Raw genomic sequence first — 11,252 nt, forward strand, 5'->3', positions numbered from 1 at the left:
GGCTTAGCGGTCCCAGTTTGCTTGTGCTAAAGCAGTAGCGGTGATTGCCAAGCGGCGACCTTGAGCGATACCGAGCTCGCGCTCATCATCAGAGACTGGCTGGTCATGTAATGCACCGCTTACATGACTGGCACCATAAGGCGTCCCGCCGCGATGCGTCCGATTTAATGCAGGTTCAGCATAAGGCACACCCACGATGACCATCCCGTGATGCATCAATGGTAACATCATCGTCAGTAGTGTGGTTTCTTGTCCACCATGCATAGAGCCTGTCGCTGTAAATACCGAGGCGGGCTTATTTTGTAAGTTCCCTGCTAGCCACAGGGTGACGGTATTGTCCCAAAAATACTTCATGGGCGCGGCCATATTGCCAAAGTGCGTCGGGCTACCCAGTGCAAGACCGCTACAGTCTTTGAGATCGTCCATCGTACAATACAAGTCACCTTCATCAGGTATCGCAGGCTTGCTCGATGTGGTTTCAGGGGCCACCGTTGGGACAGTACGAATACGTGCGGTCATGCCAGCATCTTCGATCCCTTGAGCGATGGCGTATGCTAATGTCTTTGTCGTGCCATAATTTGAATAATAAAGCACCAAAACGTAAGGGTTGGCCTGACTCATTAACCGTCCTTCCTCATAAAATCATTGATAGTATTATCTATATATCATTATTTATCGATCAATAACGATATCGCCCGCGATAGGCGATGCGATGATGTGCTCATTATGCCCCAGTCATTCACCGACATGCAAACCAGCTGACGACTATTTTACGACCACTTACTCCAGCCACGCCTACCTGATGCCTTATCAAATAGCCGCTGTGCATTTTGACACAATTAAACCGCAGATGTGAGCAGCGCATGTTTGTTACACTATTGTCACTCTTACTTTTGCTAACTGGTCGACATGGAAAAATTCTCACAAAAACTGCCATTTCTACAACAACGCTGGTTTCAATTCTTGCGATTTTTGGTTCGACATTTTTTTGAAGACAACTGTCAGCAAAAAGCAGCATCGCTAACCTACACGACTATGCTGTCGATTGTGCCTGTGCTAACAGTATTATTGATGATTTTATCTTCGGTACCAGCACTGGCATCCGTCAGAGCGCAGATATACGAGGTCATTTATAGCAACTTGTTGCCGCAATCGAGCATGCAAGTCAGTGAGTATATCAATGACTTCGCCGAAAAATCCTCCAATCTAACCATCATCGGCGCCATGGTGCTATTTTTTACCACCATCATGACCTTGACCACCATTGAGCGTGCCTTTAATCAAATCTGGCGGGTGGAGAGCCGCTCAGGTGGTATAAAGAGTCTGCTGCGCTATTGGACGATTGTGACCTTGGGGCCTATGGTGCTGGGTACGGCGTTTATCGCTTCAAGCACGGTACAAAGCTTGAGTTTTTTAAATCGCCAAATAGCAGGCTACGGTATTGATTGGGGGTTTTGGGTACAAGTGGTGTCGGTTGGTATCACCATGGCCGGCTTTATAGGGATGTATTGGTTTATTCCCAAAGCCCGTGTGCCCGCAAAAAATGCAGCCATCGCTGGGGTCTTTGTGACGATTATCTTTGAGCTGATGAAGCATCTGTTTGGCACAGTGATGGCAAACTTTACCAGCTATGAGGCCATTTACGGAGCCTTTGCCGCGCTTCCTATCTTTTTGTTATGGATATACCTGTCTTGGAATTTGATTTTGTTAGGCGTTGAGATCAGCTATACCTTAACCATTTTTGAGACCGAAGAAGTCTACCCGCGCCATCCCCTACTTAGCTTGCTGGACATGCTGAACTTGGTATATACCCATCATTTAAAAGGTGAGGCCGTCAGCGAACAAGCGCTGCGCAATGTGTTGGGCCGCAAAGAGCTACCCAAATGGTACACCTATATCAACTACCTCCAAGACAGCAACCTCATCACTATGACCGAAGATGAGGACTATGTACTCAAAAAAGACTTGAGCAAGATGACATTGTGGGATTTTTATCGCACTCTGCCCTATCCTTTGCCGATCAAAGACGAGCTCGATGAGATGAGAGTAGAAGAGCAAAAGCCATGGCTCAGCTTACTGGTAGATCGTTTTGAGCATACGGAAGCCTATGCCAAGCAGCAGCTAGACTTGCCGTTGAATGTTATCTTTACCAACGCCGAACCGCGCAAAAACCCTGATGACAAAGGCACGAATAAAAACACCCAACACCCTTTATTTAAAAAACCTGAATTTAGAAAAACATCGCAAGCCGCTCCTAACAGCTTAGCTCAACAGTCAACTGATACAACAGCGACCCCGCACTTTGATCCAGCCGCTTATGACAAGGACAGTAAGGTTGAGTGTGATGCGCATGATAATGAAATCATCATTCCTATAGACCCAAAAACGCCGCCGTCTCCACAAACCAGCAGATGGGGACACAAAAGCACAATCATCACCGAAGCGGACAACCCTAAACACGGCTCTAGCAATAAAAATTAGTTTGCTAAAATAAGCTCCTATAGTCGATACACTCTAAAAATGTCATAGCGCTACTGGGATGCTATCTTTAAACGTAGGTTGCGCAGCCTCTGGGAACGCAGCACGCAAGTAAAATTTATACCAGTGGCGCGTTTAAATCCATAACAGTTTTACATTCAGCTAACTATATAATAGGGGCTTATTTTTACTAAATTTTTCATCGTTATTATTTATATGATAAGGTAATAAATAGTCAAAAAATTACTCCAGCGTTACGCTTAAATTTATCACCATTTTATTTTGAACCGGCTATAGTGCGTAGACGCAGCAAGCAAGGACAATGAATCCCTGTAGGACGGTACCTGTTTTAAAATAGATTCACTATATACGATCTCGTCAGTCATTTTTGGAGCGCGAACATTGGACAAACACCCTGAAAATGGCTTTTTTAAGCGACTACTCTTATTTTCAGTGCAGAGAATGAAGGCGTTTTCGCAGCTTTGGTCGTTACAGACATTGGCTGACCTGCCCGATCGTTTAAGAAACTTGTGGCAGGAGTTGATCGGCTCTTATTGGTTTATTCCAACTGCTTGTGTGATTGCAGGGATTTTGCTGGCGCCTTTATTGGTGACTGTCGATCAGCACTTTGACCGCGAGACCGTTCGAGAGATCTCTTTTGCTTTTACGGGTGATGACGATGCGGCGCGCGCTATCATGACCGCTATTGCTGGCGCTGTATTGGGCGTTGCTGGTACGACGTTCTCAATTACTATCGCCGTCCTTTCGATGGCCTCCTCCCAGTTTGGCCCACGGCTATTACGCAACTTTTTGACAGACACACCAAACCAGTTTGTCTTAGGAGCGTTTATTGGCACCTTTAGCTATAGCTTGTTGGTACTCAAGTCGATTCATAAGTATGATGTGGCCTTTGGCGTACCGCAACTGGCGGTGACCTTTGGGATTATCATGGCGATCATCTGTGCGCTGTTATTGGTCTATTTTGTCCAGCATATGGTCCACTCTATTCAGGCCTCGCACGTCATTCAAAACGCCAGCAACGATGCCATTAATAATATTCACTACTGGTATGGTGATTATTGTGATATTCAGCATCAGCGCGATGTCGAGCAGCACGATGTCGAGCAGTTTCACCAGTGGCAGGCAACGCCGATTTATCCTCCGCAATCCGGCTACCTGCAGCACATTTATTTGGAGTCATTAATCATCCTGACTCAAGAGTATGGCGGTGTGGTGCATCTACAGAGTAACCTCGGTGATTATGTCACTGACAAAAACGTCATTGGGCATTTTTATCAACGTCCGACAGACCATCCCAATAATCGGCAAAAAACCGCAACGCCGCAGTTGGCCGTGGTGCCACGTGCCCCTGATGGTATGTTTTGGCAGCGCTTTGCCGGTTGTATTCGTATCGAGCAGCGACTGGCACACTCCAATGATATCGCCTATAGTCTGGGGCAGATGACCGAGATTGCGGTGCGCGCCCTCTCACCTGGTATCAATGACCCAAAAACAGCCGTCAACTGCGTACAATCGCTCACCAGTTGCCTGAGCATTATGATGCGTCGTCAGCCGCCTAGCCCCTATCATTTTTATGTACCTGCCGAGCACCGTGACAAACCGCCGTATACCGCCACACCAAAACAAGTGGTGGCGCAGCAGCGCGTGGCTATCTTGGCCCTGGTGACTTATACGCCCAAAATATCAGAATTCATCAATACCTCACTTGGAGAGATTCGGCGCTATGCTGCAGCTGATGCCATGGTCCTAAAGGCGCTGTGTCAAGCGATGGTCAATCTCAACTATGCCTGTATCAATCAAGCACAGCAGCAGACCTTGCTGCATGAGCTACAGCTAATTGAGCGCGCAGGAGAAGAAAACCTAAGCTACCAAGAGCTTATCGATGACCTTGTCGCTATGTGTGAGCAAGCCAAGCAGTTTATTCTTGATGAAGACGCACAGCATCAACATTTTAATTATGTCAGCGAATTTGCTGCCAATTTCCGTCAAGCACTACAGTCACAGTCGAGTTAGTAATATGACAATTGGATCGCATAGCGTATTGGTAATACACAGTCCCTATCATTTCAATATTTATAGCTCAAAATCTTTACGTAACTCTCATAAGTCATAGGCTTAGGGTTAATTTTATATTCATACGAGATCTGCTTTATGGCATCTGCAACCAGCCTAACCATACTTGAAATCAGCGCCATATTTTTATCGATTACGGCCTTGCTGACCTATGTCAATCATCGCTTTATCGGTCTGCCCACGACCATTGGAGTCATGGTCATCTCCATTGTCCTATCTATCGGTGCGATATTTTTAGGATTTTTGGGGTTTGATCAGCTGATTGATTATGAAGTGAGCTTACTAGAGCAGCTAGATTTTACCGAGGTGCTATTGGACGGTATGCTCTCGATGTTGCTATTTGCAGGTGCCTTGCATGTCAATATTGGTGATTTGAGACGCTATAAACTGCCTATCGGTATCCTAGCTGGACTCGGTACTATCGTATCAGCCATGCTCATTGCCACCGCGATTTACTTTATGCTGCCTATATTCGGTTTTGGACTGCCGTTTCTTTGGTGCCTACTTTTTGGCGCACTCATCTCCCCTACGGATCCCATTGCCGTCATGGGAATTCTTGCATCAGCAGGCGCGCCAAAAAGCATTGAGACTGTCATCGCTGGTGAGTCATTGTTTAACGACGGTATCGGCGTCGTGATTTTTGTTCTCCTACTGGGGATTTTATCTAGTGGCGATATTCCAACCATTAACTATGTGGCGCATACATTGGCGGTCGAAGCTGGCGGCGGTGTGATATTTGGTTTGGTATTGGGTGCAATTTTGTACTATCTACTCAAGAGCATCGATAGTTATCAAGAGGAGGTACTATTGACACTAGCAGGCGTTATCGGTGGCTATGCGCTTGCCAGCCATTGGCATTTGTCAGGGCCGCTCGCTATGGTCATGATGGGACTGATGGTTGGTAACCGCGGGCGGGCGCTTGCGATGAGTGATCAGACGCGTCATTACATTGATCTGTTTTGGGAGCTGATTGATGAAATCTTAAATGCTATTTTATTCGTCCTTATCGGTCTAGAAGTAGTGATGATTGCTTATTCAGGCAATTTATTTATTGCAGGTGGTCTAACTATTGTTATTGCTCTAGTAGCTCGTTTTATCGTGGTTGGGATGACGACCAAGACCTTTCATCGCCAGCTTGATTTGCCCACTGGTGCATGGAAAGTACTAACATGGGGTGGATTGCGCGGCGGTATCTCAGTCGCTTTAGTATTACAGCTACCCATCGGTACCGAGCGCGATATTTTATTGGCACTCACTTATGCGGTAGTGATATTTTCTATCTTGGTACAGGGCCTCAGTGTTGGCAGAGTCGCCAAGAGCATTCGTAAGGATAAAAAAATAACAGAGGCATAAACCACAAATACAGCACGTATAAAAAAGCCAGCCTGAGACATGATGTCTTAGGCTGGCTTTGGCTGGCTTTTTTGAGCAGTTTCAATGGTTATATCAAACCCTTTGTTTTCATATTACGATAAACCACGATAATAATAAGCAGATTAGAAACCAATATTCCCAGTTTAAACCAATCAAATGGACTGGTTATCAGATAATAAACCTCTATAGGAATAAAGACACCATAGCCCAGCACACCAAACCAATACGCCCATGTCTTATCGCGCCATAATCCATAGGCTTCTAGGAAGCGCAAACTGGCATAAGCAAATATCAACAATAAAAACACTGGCCAGTTTTTGCTGGCCTGTTGGGCAATACTTACTACACTGTCGATTTGCGGTGCAAGTAGGTGGCCAAAGGTATGGCGCCAAGAGCCAGTCGCGGTCGTCAGCCAATGCTCAAGATCGGTATGCCACGACCACAATGCACCTGCACCTAATAATGCCCCCACACCTTTGACGACTTCATAGATGGCCACTGCTTTGATAGACTCACTGGCTGTGCTGTGCGTTTTTTCTAGAGGGTCAATCATTTCACCCCCTTTATCCTTCGAGGATAGCGGTAGACTATCATCCTGTCGGGGCAAATTAGCCAAAGAACGTCTCCACAACACGTCCTTGCAACTGCTGATTAAAAAATGGTGTGTTTTTACCATTCGATAGCATAGATTGCGCAGTCACTTGCCACTCAAGATTCGGGTCAACCAATACCGCGCCGCCGATCGCTTCATACTGCTCATTAATACCCGCAATCTTTGCCGGATTAAGACAGATTTTATCAACCAGCTCTGAGAGTGTTAGTACCTCATCATTGACCAGCTGACAGGCCAGCGCCATAAAAGTATCAAAATTCGAGATACCTGGCGTACTCTCAGCAAATGGCGCTTTTTTCGCCGTACTGTTTAATGGTTCATGATGACTACAAATGGCATCGATAGTGCCATCTTTTAAGCCACGGCGGATTGCCTGCTGGTCGGTATTACTACGTAGCGGTGGCAAGACATATGCCTGAGCATTAAAGCCTTCAAGATTGTCATCAGTTAAATACAGCTGATGCATCGCCACATCACACGTAACAGGCAAGCCTTTATCTTTTGCCCAGCGCATCAGCTCAATCGAAGACTTGCAAGACAGCTGGCTGAAGTGAGCGGCTATCCCCGTCTCTTCAACCATTAACAGCTGCGTAGACAGTGCAACCGTTTCCGCAATCCAAGGAATCCCTTGTAAACCATGATAAGAGGCGATATAACCCTCATGCGCCACGCCATCTCCAGACAGACTTGGCTCATCAGGATAAAAGAATACTTTCATACCAAAAGTCGCCGCGTACTCTAGTGTTCTTAGCAATACTAAGTCATTGCGAAAAGGTCTACGCGCATTGGATACTGCGATACAGCCGCCCTTTTTAAGCCCTGCAATATTAGACGGTCGTTCGCCCTCTAACCCTGTGGTCAATGCGCCCAAAATATGCAAGTAAATACCGCCATCACTCAAGGCGCGCTCACGCAAGCCCTTTAAGAGTGAGCCATTTTCTAAAATAGGATTGGTGTCAGGTGGCGTGACTACATGCAAGAACCCGTTACCACGAGCTGCCCTACCTTCTGATTCCAGCGTACCGTGTTGCTGTTGGCCCGGCTCACGCAAGCGCGCGCATAGATCTACTAATGGTGGTAGTAACCACATCTCACGGCCAGAATCGAGTGTAGACAGTTTTTCTGTTACAGTTTGCGGCAATGCATCTTTAAATGCTTTTGGTAAATGGTCAAAGATGGGTGCATCCGTATTAAGCATGGTAGACATAACGTTATTACCGTATCAATAAAATGAAATAAATAAGAATAAGTCGCGCGGCAAGCTGTTACTTGCCAGCCGCTTGATGAGCACGTTGACCTTCCATCGCAAGCGACAAGACCGCCATTCGTATGGCAATACCGTTATTTACCTGCTTTAAGATCACCGATTGCGCGCCATCAGCCACACTAGAGGCAATCTCAACACCGCGGTTCATCGGCCCTGGATGCATAACTAGCGCATCAGGCTTGGCCAATGCCACTCGCTCTGGCGTGATCCCATAATGCTTATAGTATTCACTTGACGATGCCAATAGCGGCGAACCGATACGCTCATTTTGTATTCTTAATCCCATAATCACATCACAATCAGTGACACACTCATCCATATTTTCATATACTTTTACGCCAAAACGCTCAATACCTTTCGGCAATAAAGTACGCGGCGCACACACACGAATATCTGTCACACCTAGGGTTTGCAAGGCGCTAATATCAGAACGGGCGACGCGTGAGTGCTTAATATCACCAACGATTGCGATAGACAGCTCTTCAAATGGGCGCGGTGCCTCACGGTGAATAGTCAACATGTCGAGCATTCCCTGAGTAGGATGCGCATGCCAGCCATCCCCGCCATTGATGATAGCAATATCAGGAGTGACCTCTGTCGCCATAAAATGCGCGGCACCTGATGCTGAATGTCGAACTACAAAAATATCTGCGGTCATCGCCTGTAGATTCCACAAGGTATCGCGTAGACTCTCGCCTTTTTTGGTACTAGAGCGTTCGATATCGATATTGAGTACATTAGCACCCAAGCGTTTTTCTGCTACTTCAAAAGTCGTCCGGGTACGAGTCGATGGTTCAAAGAACAAATTCATGACCGTATAGCCATCTAACTCAGGACGATTGATGAGCTGCCCGTTTTCATCAAAGAAAGTCTCTGCTTTTGCGATAATAGCTTTGAGCTGTGCTTTATTAAGACCTTCAACACCCAAGAAATGCCTGATACTGCCATCGATGTTGAGCTGCGGACGACTCAGTGAGGTATTGAGTCTTTGATGAATTGTATTGGGATCAAATTTTGCATAATCAGTCGGTGAGACTGGTTGGGTAGCGCTACTATCGAGAGAATTTGACATAATGACGAGTCTTTATTGTGGGTTTATATGAGTCTGTCGTAATCGCTTATTCATCTTTGTTCAATCATTTAGCACCGATAGGCACAGACACGAGGACATTTTGACGCTTATTTGCTACAATTTACCGTAATCAAATTCGACCAAAAACCGCCTCAGCAGACAATCAGAAAGCGTAAATAGACATGCTATATTCTCATAGAGAATAATTCTGACAAATCTATAAATGAATAACAATAGATATAGTGTAGCCGATTTTGTGGTCAGGACAAAGATACCGTATAAGCTATTTAAAAATTCATCCATTTAAGGTGTGCCAAATGCCGCCTATGACCTGACTCTAAGACCATCCATTTTTTACTTTCCATACCCTCTATTAGGAAGCTTTATGACGACCTTAGCAGATTATCTAAACCAACATGCCTCTAGTCCTGCACTCAACGACGTAATTACCACGGTCACTAATGTTGGTAAAACCATCTCACAACTACTTAGAAAAGGTGCTCTGGCAGATATTTTAGGCGAGGCTGGCAATCAAAACGTCCAAGGCGAAGATCAGAAAAAACTAGACGTACTGGCCAATGACTTACTGCTAGATGCATTGGCAAAGAATACCCATTGTGCCGGCGTTGCATCAGAAGAGCTTGATGATGCCACCCCTGCTAATGACGATGGCAGTCTATTGGTTTTGTTTGACCCACTAGATGGCTCATCAAATATTGATATCAATATGGCAGTAGGTACGATTTTTTCTGTTCTACCGTATGAGCGTCAAGGTCAAACCAGTGAAAACAGCGACTATCTACAGGCAGGTAACAAACAGCTAGCAGCAGGGTACTTGTTATATGGCACCTCTACGGTACTGGCGTTGACCATCGCAGATAAGGTCGTGATGTTTAGCCTAGATCCAGAAACTGAAGACTATGTGCTAATAGAAGACAACGTGCAAATCGATGCCGATACGAGCGAATATGCGATCAATAGCTCAAATTATCGCTACTGGCGTGCACCGATGCAACAGTACATCGATGAGTTAATCGCTGGCGAGACAGGCGTACGTGGACGCGATTTCAATACGCGTTGGGTCGCCGCTATGGTTGGTGACGTCCATCGTATCTTATGCCGCGGTGGTCTCTTCACTTATCCGTTTGATACCAAACACGCTCATAAAGCGGGTAAACTACGCTTGATGTATGAAGCCAATCCAATGAGCTTATTGATTGAACGCGCGGGTGGCGGTGCGACAGACGCTGTCAATCGTATCTTAGATATCGAACCGACTGATATCCATCAGCGTGTTCCTGTGGTGCTCGGTAGCAAAAACGAAGTCAATTACGTGAAAGACTTACACGTCAATTATTCTGAAAAATAATTGATTGACGCACTTGTTAAGAACAGCCAGCAGAATGCTAAATTAATCATAGATATTTTGCTGGCTATCTAAACGACTCCTTTACTCTTCTCTAAGCGATCCACTATGGTATTAAATCCCACCGAGCTGATTACCTCAGATAAGAACACCACCGTCAAGCTTGTAAAAGCCCTATTGGCACAAGCACGCCAGCGTAAAAAGAACGGTCAGACAGTCATAGAAGGCGTCCATTTGATAGATGCTGCACTGCGTAGTGACTATCCATTTGTTCAAATAATACTGTCTGAATCAGCACGTAGTCATCCTGAAGTTCAGCAAATACTCACTCGTCTGCCGACTTATACGCCTATTCTTATTTTATCCAATTCACTGTACGAGAGTATTCGTAGCTTAGGTACTGGTATCGATATCATGGCTATCATCAACGTACCAACGCCTAACTTATCAATGATTGATGAGGACTGCTTAGTCTTGAATGATGTACAAGACAGCGGGAATGTTGGTACGCTACTGCGCACAGCAGCAGCGGTTGGTATTCGCAACATCTTATGTACCAGTGCTACCGCGCAAGCTTGGTCTCCCAAGACGCTACGAGCAGGCATGGGTGCACAGTTTGCGCTGACTATTTATGAAGGCTTGAGTACGCAAGATATTCTAGATCACGTAAAAGTTCCACTGTTGGCGACCAGCTCACATACCGATACTTTGATTTATGATCACAATCTATCGGCACCTGTCGCTTGGATTATGGGTCATGAAGGTCAAGGCGTTAGCGACGAGCTGATGCAATGTGCCACGCCGATAGCCTTACCACAGCCAAATGGTCAAGAGAGCTTAAATGTCGCGATTGCAGGGTCTTTATGTCTGTATGAGACCTTGCGTCAGAGACAGTACTGTTAGCGTCCATTTATAACTACAATTAAAATTCTTTCTGTAAAGCATAAAAAAACCCACTATCATTGAACCGACCCCCATAAGTTGGACA

9 protein-coding genes are annotated in these 11,252 nt (G+C 45.7%); 5 read left to right on the forward strand and 4 right to left on the reverse strand.

Features of this window, described 5'->3' with window-relative positions; genetic code table 11:
• Positions 1-3: 3 nt before the first annotated feature.
• Entirely contained in the window at positions 4-621 is a 618-nt protein-coding gene (gene wrbA, locus AS194_RS07710; RefSeq protein WP_058024928.1) for an NAD(P)H:quinone oxidoreductase, read from the reverse strand.
• 288 nt (positions 622-909) lie between these two features.
• Between wrbA and AS194_RS07715 the strand changes: the two genes are divergently transcribed.
• The 3 genes from AS194_RS07715 to AS194_RS07725 all read left to right on the forward strand — a co-directional run bounded on the left by AS194_RS07715 (position 910) and on the right by AS194_RS07725 (position 5,925).
• Positions 910-2,481: a YihY/virulence factor BrkB family protein gene (locus AS194_RS07715; protein WP_058024929.1), complete on the forward strand. Its 1,572-nt coding sequence runs from the start codon at positions 910-912 to the stop codon at positions 2,479-2,481.
• Between the two features lie 399 nt (positions 2,482-2,880).
• Complete coding sequence (locus tag AS194_RS07720) at positions 2,881-4,512, forward strand: DUF2254 domain-containing protein (protein WP_058024930.1); 1,632 nt, start codon at positions 2,881-2,883, stop codon at positions 4,510-4,512.
• 138 nt (positions 4,513-4,650) lie between these two features.
• Positions 4,651-5,925 carry a cation:proton antiporter gene (locus tag AS194_RS07725; protein ID WP_058024931.1) on the forward strand — a complete coding sequence of 425 codons (1,275 nt, stop codon included), beginning with the start codon at positions 4,651-4,653 and terminating at the stop codon, positions 5,923-5,925.
• 88 nt (positions 5,926-6,013) lie between these two features.
• On the opposite strand, the gene AS194_RS07730 is transcribed toward AS194_RS07725, so the two are convergent.
• Genes AS194_RS07730 through AS194_RS07740 form a run of 3 tightly spaced genes read right to left on the reverse strand, consistent with a single transcriptional unit; the run spans position 6,014 to position 8,898 of the window.
• Complete coding sequence (locus AS194_RS07730) at positions 6,014-6,499, reverse strand: DUF2127 domain-containing protein (RefSeq protein WP_227511608.1); 486 nt, start codon at positions 6,497-6,499, stop codon at positions 6,014-6,016.
• Between the two features lie 55 nt (positions 6,500-6,554).
• On the reverse strand, positions 6,555-7,766 hold the full coding sequence (locus AS194_RS07735; protein WP_200960345.1) for a dihydroorotase: 1,212 nt from the start codon (positions 7,764-7,766) through the stop codon (positions 6,555-6,557).
• A 58-nt stretch (positions 7,767-7,824) separates the two neighbouring features.
• The gene (locus AS194_RS07740) at positions 7,825-8,898 is read right to left on the reverse strand and encodes an aspartate carbamoyltransferase catalytic subunit (RefSeq protein ID WP_058024933.1); all 1,074 of its coding nucleotides are present in this window, start codon (positions 8,896-8,898) and stop codon (positions 7,825-7,827) included.
• A 385-nt stretch (positions 8,899-9,283) separates the two neighbouring features.
• Between AS194_RS07740 and AS194_RS07745 the strand changes: the two genes are divergently transcribed.
• A complete protein-coding gene (locus tag AS194_RS07745; protein ID WP_058024934.1) occupies positions 9,284-10,267 on the forward strand; it encodes a class 1 fructose-bisphosphatase in 984 nt (327 codons plus the stop codon).
• A 105-nt stretch (positions 10,268-10,372) separates the two neighbouring features.
• Positions 10,373-11,167 carry a TrmH family RNA methyltransferase gene (locus AS194_RS07750; protein ID WP_058024935.1) on the forward strand — a complete coding sequence of 265 codons (795 nt, stop codon included), beginning with the start codon at positions 10,373-10,375 and terminating at the stop codon, positions 11,165-11,167.
• The last annotated feature ends 85 nt before the right edge of the window (positions 11,168-11,252 follow it).

It is taken from the genome of Psychrobacter piscatorii (assembly GCF_001444505.1).
GTDB lineage: Bacteria > Pseudomonadota > Gammaproteobacteria > Pseudomonadales > Moraxellaceae > Psychrobacter > Psychrobacter piscatorii_B.

Excerpts from the sequence above, each read along its gene's own strand:
- AS194_RS07750 (WP_058024935.1), top strand. The coding sequence starts at position 10,373 with ATGGTATTAAATCCCACCGAGCTGATTACCTCAGATAAGAACACCACC.
- AS194_RS07740 (WP_058024933.1), bottom strand. The coding sequence starts at position 8,898 with ATGTCAAATTCTCTCGATAGTAGCGCTACCCAACCAGTCTCACCGACT.
- AS194_RS07735 (WP_200960345.1), bottom strand. The coding sequence starts at position 7,766 with ATGTCTACCATGCTTAATACGGATGCACCCATCTTTGACCATTTACCA.
- wrbA (WP_058024928.1), bottom strand. The coding sequence starts at position 621 with ATGAGTCAGGCCAACCCTTACGTTTTGGTGCTTTATTATTCAAATTAT.
- AS194_RS07730 (WP_227511608.1), bottom strand. The coding sequence starts at position 6,499 with ATGATTGACCCTCTAGAAAAAACGCACAGCACAGCCAGTGAGTCTATC.
- AS194_RS07725 (WP_058024931.1), top strand. The coding sequence starts at position 4,651 with ATGGCATCTGCAACCAGCCTAACCATACTTGAAATCAGCGCCATATTT.
- AS194_RS07745 (WP_058024934.1), top strand. The coding sequence starts at position 9,284 with ATGACGACCTTAGCAGATTATCTAAACCAACATGCCTCTAGTCCTGCA.
- AS194_RS07715 (WP_058024929.1), top strand. The coding sequence starts at position 910 with ATGGAAAAATTCTCACAAAAACTGCCATTTCTACAACAACGCTGGTTT.